The sequence below is a fragment of the Acinetobacter sp. PFS20 genome, from assembly GCF_052261015.1.
GTDB lineage: Bacteria > Pseudomonadota > Gammaproteobacteria > Pseudomonadales > Moraxellaceae > Acinetobacter.
The window spans coordinates 3,067,037-3,086,167 of the sequence record NZ_JBPVZE010000001.1; the positions used below are offsets into that span (position 1 = coordinate 3,067,037).

Here is a 19,131-nt window from a genome sequence, read left to right on the forward strand (position 1 = left end):
AATATGCCCAAATTAAACACTTGATTTGGGCTTTTTAAATATTATTAAAATTATCAATTCACTCATCAGTTTTACTTTTTCATTCCAATTTGTCTTTAAAGTTTTCCTAGATATCAATTTAGGACAACCTACCTCTTTCACTTGAAAAAGCATTGACGTTCCCTATTCTGATATGTAATTTTTAATCAAGTTCCTTTTTGGAACTTCAATTAAAAGAAGATTGGAGCTTAAAATGAATACCGTATCAAATCGCGTGCCTGCCTCATTTCCAGTCCGTCGTATGGACTATAATTTTGAAAATGTACCTCGCTATTGGTGTAATAACGAACCCACTTTTACACATTATTTTACGGGTTTATCTACATTGTTCCCCGAGGGTGAATCATATTTTGTTCGTTCAGTTCGAGCATTACGTGCAAAAGCAAAGTCGAATGAACTTCTAGATCGTGAAATTAGTGCTTTTATTGGTCAAGAAGCAATGCACTCTAAAGAACATCATGCTTTTCATGTGAGTGCACAGCAACATGGTTTAGATCCAGAATCTTTAGAAAAAGTAACGGGTCTTGTTTTAAAGAGTATTGAAAAAGTTTTTAGTAAAAAATGGAACCTACTTGTGACGGTAGGCCTTGAACACTACACCGCTGTACTTGTAGTAAGCATGATGCAGTCTGTTAATGAACTGATGACTGACTCAACTATTCGTAACTTATGGTTATGGCATAGTATTGAAGAAACTGAGCATAAAGCTGTGGCCTTTGACCTTTATGAACACTTGTATGGAAGTGGGCTAAGTGCATATCTCCCACGTATCACCGTCTTTACTTTAAGTTTATTTTTAATTACTGGCTTCTCAACAATCTATCAATTCGTTCTTATGAAACGTGATCGTCAACTACTTAATTTTAAATCTTGGCGTAAGTTTCTTGGTTTTATGACAACACAATATAAAGTTTTAACTCCGAAATTTTTTGACTATTATCGCTTTGATTTTCATCCTAACCAAACTGACGAAAAAGATCTGGTTGCCAGCACTAAAATCAAAATTGGACTAAAAAATTCAAAATTACTTTTATCCTGAACCAATAAAATCATAAAGCCCATCTATTGAATGGGCTTTATTTAATCAATTACGGCAACACGATCACTGTTTATGGTCAACCATAAAATAATTCGATATTAATTTGGCTGCCCATGAAGTACTTTTCCAACCTTCGTAAAAACCACAATGACTTCCCTTTTTAGTGGTTACCACTGCAATATTACTCATTTGCTGAATAGTTTCTTTATACGGCTCTAAATTTTTAATAGAACATACTGGATCATCTTCAGCATTAAGAATCATTAATGGAATTTTGACATTTTCAAATACATAAATTGGATTAATTGCCTGACAATAACTTTGATAGTCCTGAAAGCCTGCCATTTCAAAGTATTCTTTTTCAAACTCTTCGAGACTAGTCGTTGCAAGAACTTTTTCTAAAGAAGTAACCTGGTTCCAAGTACTTTGATAAGGATGAATAAAATATTTGAACAACTTTTTGGTCATCATTTTGCTATAAAACGGGTGAACATTTTTAAAGCCAATCTCAGTATTGTAGCCTGGACACATTGCAAAAGCAGCTTTAAATGGTGTGTCAGAGCCTTGCTCACCCAAATAACGAACTAACAATCCTGTGCCAGCAGAAGACCCGACTGCGTACAAATCAGATTCAGGAAACAAATTTTGAATATGCGTAAGCTGCTCTTTAAGATCACTGGTTGATCCGAAAAGAGAAATCTGTGGTACAGGCATAGGTAAACCCGCATGCCCACGGCGTAAGCATAGTGCTATTCTCCATCCCGTATATTGATGAATATCTCTCACTAATTCACGCATACTTTCAGGTGTCCCTGTAATGGTGTGCATGATAACCACTGTGGGAGTATCTGCAGGGAGATCATACCCATACCACGCGATGGCAGTTACGCCACCATCTTTCATGGTGAGCTGATCAATTCGATCATATTCAAGTTTAATGGTTTTTTTTCTAATAATATCAAAGTACAAAAGATGGACATGATTGTTAGTTAACCATGGTGTAGGACGATATTTCTGCTTAAGTTGGGGTAACTTATCCAAAACATCTTTAATTTTCCCTTGTGGGTCATAATAGATTTTTGGCTGTTCAGCACCGAGTACTGAGTCAAACAATTCTGAACCGAAAGCTTTAATTTTATTTAAAGTAGATATGCCCATATCCAATCACGACCTCTGATTATGAGTTAAATGATTGCCGCACTAATGCCGCAACCTGCTGTCCCCAAATTGCATAAATTTCTTTGCTTGGATGAAAGCCATCACTTGCCATAGGCAGATTCAAAGCTTGAAAACTTTCAATATCATATTGAATGAATTTAAATTGGTTTTGTGCTTCTACCCATTTATATAATACTTGATTCATTTGCTCCGCATATTTTCCAAACAACCAAGCCAATGGATTGGGTAAAGCTGGAAAATGTTGCATGGGCGGAACGCCTGAAACAATGATGAGTTTAGGCTGAAAACGTGCTTGTATATATTCAAATAATTGCTTTTGTTGTTTTATCCATGAATTTGCTGACGTTAATTTTGTCACATCATTAACGCCAATAGATGTAACAACAACATCATAATTTTGCGGCTCTAAATATTGTAAAGCTTGAAAAACCTGCTTAGTAGTATCACCTGTTTTTGCATGAAGCTTCCAACTTAGCAAATATTGATCTTGTAACTCAGAAATAATTGCGCCAGATAAAGCATTTTGTTGTGTTTCAACACCAACTCCCGCTGCGGCAGAGTCTCCTAAAATAAGCAGAGATAATGGTCTGCCCTTGCCAACCATGCCTTCTCTTTCACCACTGGCTTCTAGCAAGCGTGGTGTATTCTTACGAACCTTTGTTCCCTGCACAAACAGTACAGGTAACAATGCTAAAGTTGAAAGTTTTAACCACATTATATTAACCTCTATCGTACTTAGGCTATTTACTAAAATTATTGTGGTTGAAACTTGGCAATTCTTATACCCATTTGTTCAGCCAGCGCAGCTAAGCCACTCATTGGACGAATCATTACTTCAAAATCAACAATTTTGCCTTGTTCATTAAAACGAATCATATCAATACCTTTTAATGACTTGCCACTAACATTGGCACTAAATTCAAGCACTACATTCTCGCCATCTTCAGTATAAAACTCACGATGATAAGTAAAGTTTTCGAACACTTGGATGACATTGGTAAGAATGAAGAAAACGACCTGCTTTCCTTCATAAGGTTTATAGGCAACTGGTGAACGAAAAACTACGTCATCTGCCAGCAAATCATTTAGATCTGACAAATTACCGGCCTGAACCATTTGATGCCATTTTTCTAAAGACTGTTTTATAGTTTCAAGTGTCATTGTTTTTTTATCCTATAATTTGACGAGTGAATTAATGGACATTTCTCTTTAAAAGAAATGCCCATTTAAAATTTAGAGTACTGCTGCTAATTCAGCGCCTTGGCGTATTGCACGTTTTGCATCTAGCTCTCCTGCCTCTTTAGCACCACCAATTAAATGAACATTTTTTCCATCTGTTTTTAATTGATCATACATTGCAGTAAATGACTCTTGCCCCGCACAAATCACAACATGATCAACCTCAAGCACACTCGGTTGCCCATCTATAGTGATATGTAAGCCCTGATCATCCACTTTGTCGTATTGAACCCCTGCAAGCATTTTAACTTGGCGATTTTTAAGGCCCGCACGATGAATCCATCCTGTAGTTTTACCTAAACCTGCACCCACAACAGCAGTCTTACGTTGCAGTAAATAGATTTCTCGTTCAGAAGTCTCAACTTTTGGCTGTTTTAAACCACCTACATGCTCATATTGAGTGTCAATTCCCCACTCTTCGTAGAATTTTTCTGGATTTAAACTGCCACTTTCGCCTTCGTGAGTGAGATATTCAGCCGTATCAAAACCAATACCTCCCGCCCCAATAATGGCTACACGCTGTCCCACTGGCACACGTTCTTTTAAAACTTGTAAATAGCTAAGTACTTTAGGATGATCAATACCTTCAAATTGTAATTGACGAGGTGTTACACCAGTTGCAACCACAATTTCATCAAAATTTGCTTGGCTCAACTCTTCATAAGTTGCTTTATGGTTCAAAATTAATTCAATGTTTGGTCGTAACTCAATTTGGCGAGCAAAGTAGCGTAAGGTTTCATAGAACTCTTCTTTTCCAGGAACAGTCTTTGCAATATTAAATTGGCCACCAATTTGATGACTAGCCTCAAAAATTTTAACTTGATGACCACGGTCAGCTGCATATACAGCAAAACTTAAACCCGCAGGTCCTGCACCAATAACAGCAATATTCTTTTGAACTTGTGCATCTTTAAAAATAAGCTCAGTTTCATAACATGCACGCGGGTTCACTAAACAAGTTGCAATTTTCATTGAGAAAATGTGATCTAAACAAGCTTGGTTACAGCCAATACATGTATTAATTTCATCACTACGGCCTTCACTTGCTTTCAAAACAAACTCAGCATCAGCTAGCATTGGTCGTGCCATAGACACCATATCAGCATGACCCGATGCCAATACATGCTCAGCCATTTCAGGCGTATTGATTCGGTTAGAGGTAATTAAAGGAATAGAAACTTCACCTTTAAGCTTTTCTGTCACCCAAGTAAATGCAGCACGAGGAACTTTGGTCGCAATTGTTGGGATGCGAGCTTCATGCCAGCCAATCCCTGTATTAATAATAGTTGCACCTGCTTTTTCAATTTCTTTTGCAAGCTGAATCACTTCTTCAATACTTGAACCACCTTCAACTAAATCAAGCATCGATAGGCGATAAATAATGATAAAGTTTTCACCCACTAAAGCACGTGTACGCTTTACAATTTCAATAGGAAAACGAATACGGTTTTCGTAACTACCACCCCATTCATCATCACGATGATTCGTACGCGCGGCAATGAACTCATTAATTAAATAACCTTCAGAACCCATGATTTCCACACCATCATAACCTGCATACTGAGCAAGTTTGGCGCAGTTTGCAAAGTCATCAATGGTCTGCTGCACTTCGGCAGAACTTAAAGCTTTGGGCTTAATTGGGTTAATCGGTGCTTGAATTGCTGAAGGAGCAACGTTATTTGCCTGATAAGAATAACGCCCAGTATGTAAAATCTGCATTGCAATTTTACCGCCAGCTTCATGAACAGCTTGGGTAATCACTTTATGTTTTTCAGCTTCTTCAACTGTATCCAATTTCGTACCATGGCTAAATACAACACCATCATCATTCGGAGAAACACCGCCAGTTACAATCAACCCCACATCACCTTTTGCACGCTCAGCATAAAACGCAGCCATGCGCTCATATCCCTGCGGTGCTTCTTCTAACCCAATATGCATAGACCCCATAAGCACACGGTTTTTTAAAGTAGTAAAGCCTAAATCAAGTGGCTTTAATAAATGCGGATAAGCTGACATATTTTCTCCTTTGGCTAGCAATAAGCTTGCTAATGCAACTTGTTGCATAAATTTATAATCAAATTTTGACTTTTATGCAACATGTTGCATAATCTCATGAGTCACACTTTACTTTTGCTTACAAACTGGATTGCCATGTCACTTCCTCATGTTTTATTGACCAGCTTGCTTGAACGTCCAAGTACAGGGTTTGAACTCGCCCGCCGCTTTGACCGCTCAATGGGCTTTTTCTGGAATGCCACTCACCAGCAAATTTATCGTGAACTCAATAACATGCTTAAAAAAGATTGGGTTTCCACTTTAGAAAATGAAATGGATAATGGTCGAAAAAAAACCTATCAGGTTGAACAACTGGGACGTATCGAACTCGCTTCATGGATGACTCAACAAAGTGAACCTGCCCAGCTTCGTGATGATTTAATGGTTAGATTGCGTGCTGAAGCACAATTGAGCAATAATCAGATATTACCTGAACTTTTAAGGCATCTTGGTCTACATCAAGAGAAGCTCAAACTTTATCAAAGTATTTATGATAAAGACTTTAAAGACAGCAATGATCTAAATGACCGTGTGTTATACATCCATAAAATGATCTTAGAACTTGGAATTACAATGGAAAGTGAATGGATCAAATGGTTGGAACAAGTCATCCCTCAATTAAAACGCTTTGCTCAAGATAGCTTAGCCGGAGAATAGTCATGCCATATTACACCATGCCCGATCGGGAAAATTTATTTGTTCGTCGTGTTGGTCGTGGTGAACCAGTTTTGGTTTTATCTGGTCTTGGCATGCAAAGCTGGCAATGGCTCCCTTTTATTTATGCAAACCGTAAAGAATATGAATTTATCATTCCAGATTGGCGTGGTTTTGGGGGTTCAAAGAACTGTGCAATCCCTGAACAAGATGCAATTTCTAGTCACTGGCAGGATGTCGCCCATTTAATAGAACAATTAAAACTGGATAACTTTATCTTGATGGGTTATTCAATGGGTGCTACAACGGCCATGCATGGTATGAAGCATGCTCATCTGGCGCAGCAATTAAAAGCCTATTTGCATATCGATCAAACACCAAAAATATCTGTGGATTCAACATGGGAATATGGTCTATTCGGCCCTCTACATCCCCAGTTCAAACAATTATTAAATGATATCTATCAATTATTATCAAAGCATAAAAATGCCAAATATCTTTATGAATTATCGCTTCCAGATCGACAAGAACTGGTTCGTCTCTGGGTAGATTTTATTGAGTTACAAAGTAGCAATCCATTTAGCCCTTTAGTTTTTAAAACAGCACTCAAACAGCCATTTCTACAAAAATACTTATTACCAATTCAGCGTCTAGATTATTTATTTTGGTATGTCGAAAATTATCTTTATCACAATGAAGATTATCGTGAGGCCATTCAACAGTTACAATGCCCAACAACCTTCTTTATTGGTCGCAACTCGACGCTTTATCCAGAAACCGGACAGACACTTATTGCCCATAGTGTTGAACACGCAAAAGCAATATATTTTGAGCGCTCAGGCCATACACCTTTATTAACCGAGCCGAAAAAATTTGGGCATGAAATTACTACATTCTTATCAGAACTAAAACATGCTTCTTAAAAAATAAAGGGATCTATGAATAGATCCCTTTTTAAATCGACAAATGATTAAGCAGAATGAGCTAACTCTTTCACTTTTAATTGCTCAGAAACACTTAACAAAAGTTGCTCAGTTTTTTCCCAACCTAAACAACCATCAGTTACTGACTGCCCATAAGTCATATCACAAGAAATCTTTTGGCTACCATCAACCAAATGACTTTCAATCATGACACCCTTTACTTGGGTTTTTAAACGTTCAGCAACGATTTGCTGTAAAACTTCTGGCTGACGCAACGGATCTTTACTGCTGTTACCATGACTACAGTCAATAACTAATGCAGGAAGATTTTGTTTGTGTTTTTCTCGTATTGCTTGAATTGAAGCTAAATCGTAATTTGGCCCATGATTTGCTCCGCGCAAAATCAAGTGTGGTAATGGATTGCCAGCGCTCTGAATTACTGAAGGTAAGCCTTGTTGATTCATTCCTAAAAATTGATGCTCATTTTGTGCTGACTGAATTGCATCTAATGCAATCTGAATTGAACCATCCGTACCATTCTTGAAACCAATGCTGTATGGCATGTGGCTTGATATTTCACGGTGAATCTGAGACTCGCTGGTACGAGCACCAATTGCGCCCCAAGCCAATAAATCATCAAAATAACCTGTTGCCATTGGACTTAAAATTTCACTCGCAATGGGCAAACCCTTTTCAATAATTTGAAGGTAAAGTTCACGAGACTTTTCTAAACCAAGTTGTAAATTTGATGAACCATCTAAATTTGGATCATACATGAAACCCTTCCAACCTACAGTTGTACGAGGTTTTTCAATGTATGCACGCATTACGATAAAAATCTGATCTTTTACTTTTTCTTGTAATTTTTGCAATCTTTCAGCGTATTCAAGTACTGCAACCGGATCATGAATTGAACAAGGCCCTGTAATTACCATTAACCGAGGATCGTTGCCGTTAAGAATATTTTGAATAGTTTGGCGATGTTCGGCAATTTGACGCACGAAAGAATGTGCAAGCGGATATTTTGCTTTTAACTGGACAGGTAAACTAACTGGTGTTTCTTTTGTATTGCTTTGTGTCAATAAAGTATTTAGGGCATTCATTGGTTTTTCCTTGGGACTGCAATCTATTCAGTCCGATCATTTATTTGAGCGTTTTGGATCTATTCGTTGGTAAAGGTAAGCAAAAGTAAAACCAATAAAAGTTGCTAAAGTATGAATAAGTCATGTTGTTCATTTTAAGTTCCTCGATTCAAAAAAGATAAAGCATAAAAAAACCTGATCGGGGTTGCCGATCAGGTATTAACTGTGATGGGCAACTTTCTCATGCCCGAATACGCTCAGGCAACTATCTAAATTGCCAAAAGTAATAGTAAGCGTTAGTGTTCACAGATAGATTTAACATCTTTATCTCAAATATTAAAAAATGTTCCTTAAATCTAAAATACGCATTGTTGAGAGCTTTGACAAGTCTTTTTTAGAAAAAACTTCTTATTTTCACGCTTAAGATTTGATTCATTTATTGTGTTAACGAATCAGCCCTTGTGGTTGTAAAATAATTAAGCCAGCTCCACACAGCACGATTAGACCACCCAATATATCCCATCTTGTTAATCCAACCTGGTCCACAAAACGCAACCACATGAGAGCAGTAAAAATATAAATACCGCCATATGCAGCATAAATGCGCCCAGAAGCTGCTGGATGTAGAGTCAGCAGCCAGACAAAGACAGCCAAGCTCAAAGCTGTAGGTAGCCATAGCCAAGCAGACTTGCCTTCTCTTAAAATCAGATAAGGGAAATAACAACCAAGAATTTCAGCAATTGCTGTGATAATAAATAACCCGAATACACTCAGTATTCGGGTTATAGCAAGACTATCAATTAACATAAGTTACGCTGGTTCTGCCGTATGATGATCTTCAAAAACTTCAAGTTTTAAGCCTACAGCTTTGCCATCTTCATTTTTCACTGATACAGCCACATTACCACCATGATCTGCAAGTTCGCCAAACAGAATCATTTCAGCTAGTGGTTTCTTCAAGTGTTCTTGAATGAGACGTTGCATTGGACGTGCGCCCATCAAGCGGTCATAACCATTTGTTGCCAACCAATCACGAGCACTTTGATCCACATCAAGTACAACTTGTTTGTCATCTAGTTGTGCTTGCAATTCTGTTAAGAATTTATCAACCACAGACTCAATCACAGTTGTTGGTAATGACTTGAATTGGATAACACTATCTAGACGGTTACGGAACTCTGGTGAGAAAGCACGTTTCATTGCTTCTTGGTTATCAGAACTATGATCTTGTTCAGTAAAACCAATACTCGCACGAGAAATACTTTCTGCTCCAATATTCGTAGTCAGGACAATAATAACGTTTCTAAAGTCTGACTTACGTCCGTTGTTATCCGTTAAAGCACCATGATCCATGATTTGTAGCAACAGATTAAACACATCTGGATGTGCTTTCTCAATTTCATCTAACAATAAAACACAGTGTGGGTTCTTATGAATCGCATCAGTTAATAGCCCACCTTGGTCATAACCCACATAACCCGGAGGTGCACCAATCAAACGTGAAACTGCATGACGCTCCATATATTCAGACATATCGAAACGAACGAGCTCTACACCTAACAATTTTGCTAGCTGTTTAGTCACTTCAGTTTTACCAACCCCTGTTGGGCCAGCAAAAACAAAACTACCTACTGGCTTATCTGGTGATTTCAACCCAGCACGAGACAACTTGATCGCTGAGCCTAAAGCGGTAATCGCCTCGTCTTGACCAAACACAACGCGTTTTAAATCACGCTCAAGATTTTCAAGCACTGACTTATCGTCTTTAGAAACAGTTTTAGGCGGAATACGAGCAATCTTAGAAACGATATCTTCGATATTCTCTACCGTAATCAAACTATCATCGCTTTCAGCTTTCAAACGACGCTGAGCACCAGCTTCGTCAATCACATCAATTGCTTTATCTGGCAAGAAACGATCATTAATGAATTTAGCAGAAAGCTCTACCGCTGATACCAATGCCTTATCGTCATATTGTACGTGGTGGAAATCTTCAAATTTAGATTTCAAGCCACGCAAAATATCAATTGTTTCAGCAATACTTGGCTCATTGACATCAATTTTCTGGAAACGACGTGATAACGCATGGTCTTTTTCAAAAACCTGACGATATTCTTGGAACGTCGTTGAACCGATACAACGTAAAGTACCATTAGCCAAAGCCGGTTTGATCAAATTCGAAGCATCCATTGTGCTACCCATACTTGAGCCTGCGCCAATGATCATATGAATTTCATCAATGAATAAAATCGCATTTGGATTTTTCTTCAAAGCATTAAGCAATTGTTTTAAACGTTTTTCAAAGTCACCGCGATATTTGGTCCCAGCAACTAATGCACCAATATCTAAGCTATAGACTTCAGCCTGACTTAAAGGTTTAGGTGCCTTACCATTCACAATTAACCATGCCAAACCTTCAGCAATCGAGGTTTTACCAACGCCCGGATCACCGACAAGTAATGGATTATTTTTGCGACGGCGGCACAGAATTTGCGCTGTACGCTCAATTTCTTTTTCACGGCCAATAAGTGGATCAGTTTTGCCTTTTTGGGCTTCAACATTTAAGTTCAGCGTATAAAGCTCTAATGGTCCTGCATTGCCCGCGCTAGTTTCACCCTCAATATCTTCAACTTCTTCTTCAACTTGCACTTCATCTTTACGTGTCCCATGAGACAAGTATTGAGTCAATGTTAATCGATTGATTTGATGACGTTTAAGCAAATACACAGCAAAAGAATCACGCTCTGAATACATTGCGACCAAAACATCAGCGCCTTCAACAGTACGATCACCGCCACTTGATTGCACGTGGAAAATAGCACGTTGCAAAATGCGGTCGAAACTTTCTGTTGGATGAGGCGCTTGCTCGCTATTTTCGCCAAGCTTAGGAGTATGTTGTTCTACATATTCTTCTAATTCTTTACGTAAAGAAACGATATCAGCCCCACATGCTTTTAAAGCATTCACGGCCGAATCGTTATCGAGTAGTGCTAATAATAAATGTTCAACTGTAAGAAACTCATGTCTCTTTTGACGAGCCATGCTAACAGCCAAACGTAATGATACTTCTAATTGACGACTGAGCATGTAACCCCCTTATGCTTTAGGCTCAATCTGGCAAAGTAATGGATGACCTTGCGATCGAGCGTAATTATTAACAAGGTTTGCTTTGGTCTCCGCGATGTCTCTTGGATATACCCCAGCAATACCTTTACCTTCATAGTGTACTGTTAGCATTACTTGAGTTGCTTGGTCAAGATTCATTGCAAAGTATTGTTGTAAAATTTCAATTACAAAGTCCATTGGCGTGTAATCGTCATTCATTAATACGACTGCATACAATGGCGGACGCTTGAGTTCAGGAGGTGCTGTTTGTACAACAACCTCTCCGTCATGATCTTCGTTTTGCGAATCACTTAAGCGTGGATGGAAGTGCCAATCGACATAACCAGACTGCTGAAAAGAAGCCTTAATATCTTTTAAGTTTGTTTGACGCTTATTTGTTCGCATAGGATGTTACTATTGTGAATTTGCTTCAGCTTGAGGAATTTCTGCCACGAAAGCAGAAGATGTTTCGACAGGTTTACCACGCTGCCAACTAAAACGTTTAATAACTGGTGTATCAGAACCGCCTGTTAAACGTACCTCAATAAATTGAGGTGTAAAACCTTTAGGCATCGTCCAACGACCTGTTAAGCGCTCGAAGTCAGTAAAGTTAAAGCTTTTAGCTTCAAGTGGTACAACTAAAACTTCTGTATCTTTAATGAGTCTTATCTCAATTGATCCTGAAGCACGGCGCTTACTTGGGCTTACCTGTACTAGATCCAACTGATATTCATAAGCATTTTCAGGCAGAGGTTTGATTGCCAAATTTTGAATGGTCAAGCTTAAACCACCGCGCTGCCTCAAGATCTCACGGTAGATATTACTCATACCTTCTTGCTGCGTTTTATCAGCATTGGCCTGATTAAGAGCTTCAAACAGATCATTTGCATTTGTTACAGCAACATCACGCTCTTGTACCGCAGCGTTCAGACTTTTATTAACCGCATCTAAAGCTGTTTTCTGCTTTTGCACCACTTCAACCAATTGCTCTGCATCTGCATCGTAACCTACAACAGTTAAACCTTGACGGTGTCCAATTGTATAGCCGAGTGCAAGACAACCACTCATTAAAATAGCCGCACCAATAAACAAAGGTTTATTAGTATTTAAAAAATTTTTCTTTTGCAACGAACTTTCTGCCGAAGTCGTCTGTCCAGAGTTTTGCATCGTCATCTCAGTGTTTAAGATCAGAGTCAAGACACACATTTAAATCGAAATTTAAATGTGTGTGAAGCAAAAAAGAGTTTTTTATGGTAATAAACCAATCCCTTGTAAGCCTTCATCTTCATCAAAGCCGAACATAAGGTTCATATTTTGTACAGCTTGACCAGATGCACCCTTCACAAGGTTATCTTGTACCGCAAGAATAATAAGTTTATTCGGCTGCGGCTTATATAAAGCAATACGAAGCTCATTCGCACCGCGCACACTACGTGTTTCAGGCGAACTGTTAGCAGGCATCACATCAACAAATTTTTCATTTGCGTAAAATTGCTCATACAATGCCTGAATATCAGTTTGTTTTCCAGTTTCTGTCAAATCGACATAAATTGTGCTGAGCATACCGCGAATCATTGGAACTAAATGAGGAACAAATAAGAGCCCTTCGAAGCCACCTTTTTGTCCAGAAATATTTTCTAATGCTTCAACAATTTCCGGATGGTGACGGTGACCCGCAACACCATAAGCCTTGAAGTTATCAGCATTTTCACTATAGATCATGCCTAAGCTTGCTTTACGGCCAGCTCCTGAAACACCTGACTTCGCATCAATAATAATATTTTTTGTTTCAATCAATGCTTGCGCTGATTTCAAAAGTGGCGCCAAACCCAATTGAACGGTAGTCGGGTAACAACCAGGGTTACCAATAACTTGCGCCTGTTTAATTTTTTCGCGGTTTAATTCAGCCAAACCATATACTGAGTTTTCTAAAACGTCTGGGCAAGCATGCTCCATGCCATACCATTTCTCAAACTGCTCAAGATTTTGCAAACGAAAATCAGCTGCCAAATCAATTACTTTAGTGCCAGCCGCAATCAATTCTTTTGCATGTTGCATCGCAACACCATGCGGTGTAGCAAAAAATACAACATCACATTTTTTTAAATCATCAATATTTAAATCAGAAAATTGAAGATCAGTATGTCCACGTAAATTAGGGAACATATCTGCAACTGGTTTGCCCGCTTCTGTACGTGAAGTAAGAACTCGAACCTGCGCTTTAGGATGTCGTAATAAAATACGTAATAGTTCAACGCCTGTATAACCCGTTCCACCAACAATTCCGACAGAAATCACGTGCATTACCTCAATTTTTGAATCTATACTTGTGCTGTAGTATGACAGGATGTCCAAACTTACAAAACCATTTCATGCTTGGTAATTTTAATTTTTTTAATTTTAGCGACAATTAGATAGCACTTATTCAACTGTCAGAACTAAACAAATATCAGCAAATAAATATCAGATTTAATTTTGGAGAGCTAGGATGCTTCATCAATCAAAAGAAACAAAATTACGCACTTACCTTGGTTTAAGCACATTAATTTTAAGTGCTGCACTTGTAGGTTGCGGAGGTGGAGGCAGTAGTAGTGGTAGTTCATCAAGCACTCCAACACCTGTTGATCCTACTCCCGAGGCAACAACGGATGTTACTGTTAAATCCCCTGTAGAAATTCGTAATATCCAATTCAAAGTATATGACAACACCACCAACTCTGTTTTAGTAGATACTTCAATTGCGAGTTTAAACAGTTTTAATGTCAAAATTCCTACTGCTAAGTTAAGTCGTTTATATCGTGTAGAAATTACGACTCAAAATTCATCTCAAGTATTTGATCCGATTACTTCAACATACCAAAATTTCTCTGGTGTTTATCATGCTTTTATTACACCAAACAGTGTAAGTGGTAGAACCCTATTCATCAGCCCAAGCAGTGAAGCGGTTTACCAACGAGCTGTGATACGCTCAGGACAACTTCCTCAAGAAACGATTGACCCAACCCGCATTGAGCAATTGCATGTAGATTTAGCTTCTCAAGATGTTTATAGATCTCTTCTTAATGCATTCAAAGATGCCGATATTCCAAGTTTAAGTCCAGCCAACCCTCTTACAGTTTTAAATTTATTGCAGTATTCAACTAAAAAACCTAGTACATATGTGGATAGCTATCTTAGTTTCGGCTACTTACAATATTGGTCAACTTTTCACGCTGGAACAACCACATACCAAGAGCTCATTAAAAGTTTGGCAACCGATTTAAAAGATGGCTTTTTAGATGGAAAAAAACTTCAAGGTGATCAAACAACATTTACCCCTATTTTCGCATCTGCTCCAGATAATATTGATCCAGTCAAAAATACACTGTTAGATATCGCAGCTAATCAAAAAGCTACACGCGATAATTTCGCAACCAATTTAAAAGCAGCTACTTTTAAATTAGCAGATGCTCAAAGCCAATCCACTATAGATCAAACAGGTTATGACCTTCTGCAAAAGAAACTATATTCAGGGGTCGTACCTGTCGGAAATACGACTGACTATTTCCGCATAGATGGTGCTGGTGATTATCGTCGTGCTGTAGGTTTTAGCGGCATTACAGCCACCTGCAACGGTTCTGCATATCCTTGCAAACAAGGTTTGACCAGTATTAATCTTTCCGACCCTAAACTACCTGCTACAGACTATCTAGTGGGTCACTACGAAGACACCGCAACAGGTTGTCAACTTAATTTCCGTGCGAATGGTCAAATCGAACTTATTAAAGGATCACAGACTTATCGCTCTGCTTTAAGTGCGGACAGTACAGATAATTTATTGCAAACAGATGCTGCAAGCTCAAGTTATTTACTCAATTCAAGTTCCGCCGAACCCAATAACTCAACACAGCAATACAACTTTATACAATTATCGATTAAAGCAAATAAAATCGTGAGTGCTAAAGCAGGTTTAGACAGCCGAAAAGCACCAGATAACTTACAAACACCACAACTAGAATGTAGTTTTAGTTAATTTGAGACATACCACCATGCAGGCAACGGATTTGATTTAAGTTGTCTGCGGTGTTTTTGAAAATATGGATCGTATTTTTCAACTTCTGCCCAAAAAGCTGGGCTATGGTCAAAATGTTTAGTATGAGCTAATTCATGAATAGCCACATAACGAGCAATCTCGTGTGGCATCAACACTAATCCTGCATGTAGCATAATATTATGCTGACTACTACAACTTCCCCACCGTGTTTTCGGACGGCGAATTGTACATTCCCTATAAGCCAAATGAGTGTGTTCACTTAATTCGTTTAAAAGTTTTGGCAATTCTTGTTTTGCAAACGCAATCACTGCACTTTGTAATGCCAAATATGGCTGTGTGTCCTTAAGAAATAAATAACTACTTTCCCAATCGAATTGAAAAACTCGATGCTGCTTTTGAACAATGACCTGAAATGGTTGCTCTTTATTAAAAAAGTAAATCTCGGAAGGAATATCAATCGAAGCTGATTGGACGTTTTGTTGTTTATCCCACGTCTCGGTCAACCATTGTTCAGATTGAGCCAAAAATTGCTGAATTTGTTTTTTACTACAAAACAGAGGAACCGTGAGAAGGATTGAAGCAGGCTCAACACGTAAGCGCAATTTTCTTGCTCTTACGTGTCGAACGATTTTAATTTCTGGCATTTCCACCGGCATTACTGTGCAGTACGCTCTTCAATACCATTATTTGTTGCAACAATTGCAATCGTTGCTGGGTTTAAAGCAAAAATACCATTAGTCACAACACCCGGAATATTGTTAATGGTTTTTTCCAGATCAATTGCATTTAAAATATTAAGATTAAATACATCTAAAATTACATTACCGTTATCTGTTACTACACCTTCACGATAAACTGGGTCACCACCTAAACTCACCAACTTACGAGCTACAGCAGAACGAGCCATTGGAATAACTTCTACTGGAAGTGGAAAATCACGTCCGAGTTGATCAACCCATTTTGAATCGTCAACAATACAAACAAATTTCTTAGCAATTGAAGCTACAATTTTTTCACGTGTTAATGCAGCACCGCCGCCTTTAATCATATGCATATGACGATCAATTTCATCTGCACCATCAACATAGGCATCTAAACCACCCACATGGTTCATATCGACAACTTCGATGCCTAATTTTTTAAGGCGATCAGCAGTTGCTTGAGAACTTGCCACAGCAGCTTCTAATTGTAATTCAGGTAATAAATCAATTAGAAAGTTTACTGTACTTCCAGTCCCAACCCCTAAAATGCCACCTTTGGGTAAGTGTTTTAAAGCAGCTTTCGCAGCTGCTTGTTTCTTTTCATCTTGGGTTGCATATAGACTCATGACATCACTCAACTATTTTTTGACATTTATGCACCAATAATCGGCGCAAATGCACAAGGGTTTGCTACAATAATTTCCTATTTTAAACTGTTATAGGGAAGATGAACATGCTGTCTCGTGTGGTACGACAAATTTTACAAGCAACGGTTTATGATGTTGCAATTGAAACGCCTCTCGAAGCAGCTCCACGAATTAGTCAAAAATTAAATAATACAATTCGTTTTAAGCGCGAAGATTTACAGCCTGTTTTCTCTTTTAAATTACGTGGTGCCTATAACCGTATTAGCCAGTTACCTAAAGAACAACTCGAACGCGGGGTAATTTGCGCCTCTGCTGGTAACCACGCTCAAGGTGTAGCATTGTCAGGTCAACGCTTAGGAATTCCAGCAATTATTGTTATGCCAAGTACCACTCCTGACATTAAAGTTCAAGCAGTTAAACGCTTGGGCGGACAAGTTGTGTTACATGGTGATAGTTTTGATGTAGCAAATAAATATGCACAACAACGTGCCGAAGTTGAAGGCCTTGTATTCATTCCACCCTATGACGATGAACTTGTTATTGCTGGTCAAGGCACAATTGCAAATGAAATCTTACGTCAATGGCGTGATGTAGAATATGTGTTTGTTGCTGTAGGTGGTGGTGGCCTAATTTCAGGCGTAGCAGCTTACCTTGGTGAAGTAGCACCCCATGTGAAAATTATTGGTGTTGAATATGAAGAGTCTGCATGTTTAAAAGCAGCTTTAGAAGCCAATGAGCGCGTAATCTTGCCGCATGTAGGCTTGTTTGCAGATGGTACAGCTGTTGCACAAATTGGTGCTTTACCATTTGACATTATTCGTCTGCGCAAATCTGATAACTCAGGCCCAATTGTTGATCCAGATATTGTGACGGTAAATACAGATGAAATCTGTGCTGCCATTAAAGATACGTTTGATGAAAACCGCAGCATTGTTGAGCCATCTGGTGCAATGGCCCTTGCTGGGATCAAGAAATATATTACCGAACATAAAATCAGCAATAAAAATATTGTATCGATTGTATGCGGCGCCAATATGAATTTTGACCGCCTACGTTATATTGCTGAGCGTACCGAGCTAGGTGAACAACGTGAAGCCATTTATGCAGTGACCCTACCCGAAGAAAAAGGTGCATTCTTAGGCTTCTGCCGTGCTTTACATGGACGCAACATTACTGAGTTTAACTACCGCGCAAACAATACAGATGAAGCGCAAGTATTCGTCGGTATTAGCTTAAAAGGTGGTGATGCAGAACGTCATGAAATTTTAGAACAATTAAAGCAACAAAATTATGTAGTAGATGACCTCTCTGATGATGAGGTTGCCAAACTACATATTCGTTATTTAATTGGTGGTCATGCAAATATAGATGATGAAAGATTGTTCCGTGTTGAGTTCCCAGAACGTCCAGGCGCCCTTTTAACCTTCTTAACTCGTTTAGGCCCAACCCATAATATTACGTTGTTCCACTACCGTAATCATGGCGCAGCAGAAGGACGTGTTTTAGTAGGTTTACAAGCAACCGATGCGAAACAGAACCCTGATGGTCTAATTGAAACTCTTGAGCAGATTAGTTATCCGTATGCAGAAATTACGAATAATGTCGGCTACAAACGTTTCTTGAAATAATTTTCAATTTTGATGAATAAGCCGACAAATTTGTCGGCTTATTCATCTAATTCTTTTAATATTCCTCTCATATTTACATTGCCTCTCTTTATCTCAAAGAAAATTTCCTTAAAAATAAACGTCTAATCAGGAAACAAGGATCAATATGGCACAGTTTGCAGTCATTGGCTTAGGAAGTTTCGGAGCAACTGTTGCTCAAGAGCTCACAAAATTAAATCATGATGTTATTGGCATTGATACGGTAAAAAAGAATGTTGAAAATCTTGCCGACGTTTTAACTCATGCCGTCATTGCCGATGCGACTGACGAACACGTGCTTGACGAACTTAACATTCAAAATTGTGATGCAGTTGTGGTCGCAATTGGTGAAGATATTGAAGCAAGTATTTTGTGTGTACTGAATTTAAAAAATTTAGGTATGGATAAGATTTGGGTAAAGGCAAAAACCAAAGCACATCACACCATTTTGTCTCACCTCAATATCAATAAAATTATTCACCCTGAAGAAGATATGGGTGTACGAGTTGCTCAAGCACTGAACTATCCAATGGTTAGTCGCTATATGTCTTTAGAAGACGATCACTACATTATAAAAATTGAAATACCTGAGAAACTTAATGGCATTAACTTATATGGCATTATGCAGCAAGCATCACAAGTTAAAACATTGCTCGTAAAAAGACAGCAGCAAATTTTGTTTGAGACCGAAGAAAATTTCACCTTGCAAACGAATGATATTCTTATTTTAGAAGGTCATTTACCGCAGTTAAAGAAACTTTCTAATTGCTTCATATAAGAGGCGAA

18 protein-coding genes are annotated in these 19,131 nt (G+C 38.4%); 6 read left to right on the forward strand and 12 right to left on the reverse strand.

All coding sequences use genetic code 11. The features are described 5' to 3' along the window. The first annotated feature begins 232 nt into the window (after positions 1-232). Positions 233-1,078: a metal-dependent hydrolase gene (locus ACS125_RS14400; RefSeq protein ID WP_217487284.1), complete on the forward strand. Its 846-nt coding sequence runs from the start codon at positions 233-235 to the stop codon at positions 1,076-1,078. A 63-nt stretch (positions 1,079-1,141) separates the two neighbouring features. On the opposite strand, the gene ACS125_RS14405 is transcribed toward ACS125_RS14400, so the two are convergent. The 4 genes from ACS125_RS14405 to ACS125_RS14420 form a co-directional block, all read right to left on the reverse strand. Beyond that, the gene (locus ACS125_RS14405) at positions 1,142-2,236 is read right to left on the reverse strand and encodes an alpha/beta fold hydrolase (protein ID WP_443272907.1); all 1,095 of its coding nucleotides are present in this window, start codon (positions 2,234-2,236) and stop codon (positions 1,142-1,144) included. 19 nt (positions 2,237-2,255) lie between these two features. After that, a complete protein-coding gene (locus ACS125_RS14410) occupies positions 2,256-2,972 on the reverse strand; it encodes an SGNH/GDSL hydrolase family protein (RefSeq protein ID WP_443272909.1) in 717 nt (238 codons plus the stop codon). Between the two features lie 38 nt (positions 2,973-3,010). Next, positions 3,011-3,418 carry a nuclear transport factor 2 family protein gene (locus ACS125_RS14415; protein WP_151962978.1) on the reverse strand — a complete coding sequence of 136 codons (408 nt, stop codon included), beginning with the start codon at positions 3,416-3,418 and terminating at the stop codon, positions 3,011-3,013. Positions 3,419-3,490: 72 nt separating this feature from the next. Next, positions 3,491-5,515 carry an NADPH-dependent 2,4-dienoyl-CoA reductase gene (locus ACS125_RS14420; protein WP_238611516.1) on the reverse strand — a complete coding sequence of 675 codons (2,025 nt, stop codon included), beginning with the start codon at positions 5,513-5,515 and terminating at the stop codon, positions 3,491-3,493. A gap of 135 nt (positions 5,516-5,650) precedes the next feature. On the opposite strand from ACS125_RS14420, the gene ACS125_RS14425 reads away from it, so the two are divergent. After that, positions 5,651-6,211 (forward strand): PadR family transcriptional regulator, encoded by a 561-nt coding sequence (locus ACS125_RS14425; RefSeq protein WP_443273996.1) that lies wholly within the window; start codon positions 5,651-5,653, stop codon positions 6,209-6,211. Positions 6,212-6,213: 2 nt separating this feature from the next. Further along, positions 6,214-7,131, forward strand: a complete 918-nt coding sequence (locus ACS125_RS14430; protein WP_267530542.1) for an alpha/beta fold hydrolase — start codon at positions 6,214-6,216, stop codon at positions 7,129-7,131. Positions 7,132-7,178: 47 nt separating this feature from the next. Here ACS125_RS14430 and ACS125_RS14435 read toward each other — a convergent pair whose 3' ends face one another. From ACS125_RS14435 to argC, 6 genes are all read right to left on the reverse strand, one after another. After that, the gene (locus ACS125_RS14435; protein ID WP_005306109.1) at positions 7,179-8,234 is read right to left on the reverse strand and encodes a 3-deoxy-7-phosphoheptulonate synthase; all 1,056 of its coding nucleotides are present in this window, start codon (positions 8,232-8,234) and stop codon (positions 7,179-7,181) included. Between the two features lie 423 nt (positions 8,235-8,657). After that, the gene (locus tag ACS125_RS14440; RefSeq protein WP_005306112.1) at positions 8,658-9,020 is read right to left on the reverse strand and encodes a YnfA family protein; all 363 of its coding nucleotides are present in this window, start codon (positions 9,018-9,020) and stop codon (positions 8,658-8,660) included. Between the two features lie 3 nt (positions 9,021-9,023). Continuing rightward, complete coding sequence (gene clpA, locus ACS125_RS14445; protein ID WP_005306114.1) at positions 9,024-11,300, reverse strand: ATP-dependent Clp protease ATP-binding subunit ClpA; 2,277 nt, start codon at positions 11,298-11,300, stop codon at positions 9,024-9,026. A 9-nt stretch (positions 11,301-11,309) separates the two neighbouring features. After that, complete coding sequence (gene clpS / locus ACS125_RS14450; protein WP_002121129.1) at positions 11,310-11,723, reverse strand: ATP-dependent Clp protease adapter ClpS; 414 nt, start codon at positions 11,721-11,723, stop codon at positions 11,310-11,312. Positions 11,724-11,732: 9 nt separating this feature from the next. Further along, the gene (locus ACS125_RS14455) at positions 11,733-12,491 is read right to left on the reverse strand and encodes a DUF6776 family protein (RefSeq protein ID WP_081399502.1); all 759 of its coding nucleotides are present in this window, start codon (positions 12,489-12,491) and stop codon (positions 11,733-11,735) included. Between the two features lie 75 nt (positions 12,492-12,566). Continuing rightward, positions 12,567-13,622: an N-acetyl-gamma-glutamyl-phosphate reductase gene (argC, locus tag ACS125_RS14460; RefSeq protein WP_081402179.1), complete on the reverse strand. Its 1,056-nt coding sequence runs from the start codon at positions 13,620-13,622 to the stop codon at positions 12,567-12,569. 184 nt (positions 13,623-13,806) lie between these two features. On the opposite strand from argC, the gene ACS125_RS14465 reads away from it, so the two are divergent. After that, positions 13,807-15,330 (forward strand): hypothetical protein, encoded by a 1,524-nt coding sequence (locus ACS125_RS14465; protein WP_174739011.1) that lies wholly within the window; start codon positions 13,807-13,809, stop codon positions 15,328-15,330. Here the strand turns inward: ACS125_RS14465 and ACS125_RS14470 are convergent. Beyond that, entirely contained in the window at positions 15,327-16,007 is a 681-nt protein-coding gene (locus ACS125_RS14470; RefSeq protein WP_443272913.1) for a YgjP family zinc-dependent metalloprotease, read from the reverse strand. The two genes, ACS125_RS14465 and ACS125_RS14470, sit on opposite strands and share 4 nt — an antisense overlap. Continuing rightward, the gene (gene rpiA, locus ACS125_RS14475) at positions 16,007-16,678 is read right to left on the reverse strand and encodes a ribose-5-phosphate isomerase RpiA (protein WP_004791976.1); all 672 of its coding nucleotides are present in this window, start codon (positions 16,676-16,678) and stop codon (positions 16,007-16,009) included. The genes ACS125_RS14470 and rpiA overlap by 1 nt, the downstream gene beginning before the upstream one ends. A 101-nt stretch (positions 16,679-16,779) precedes the next feature. On the opposite strand from rpiA, the gene ilvA reads away from it, so the two are divergent. Next, positions 16,780-18,327, forward strand: a complete 1,548-nt coding sequence (gene ilvA / locus ACS125_RS14480; RefSeq protein ID WP_171293568.1) for a threonine ammonia-lyase, biosynthetic — start codon at positions 16,780-16,782, stop codon at positions 18,325-18,327. 145 nt (positions 18,328-18,472) lie between these two features. Then, positions 18,473-19,123 carry a potassium channel family protein gene (locus ACS125_RS14485; RefSeq protein ID WP_004791972.1) on the forward strand — a complete coding sequence of 217 codons (651 nt, stop codon included), beginning with the start codon at positions 18,473-18,475 and terminating at the stop codon, positions 19,121-19,123. The last annotated feature ends 8 nt before the right edge of the window (positions 19,124-19,131 follow it).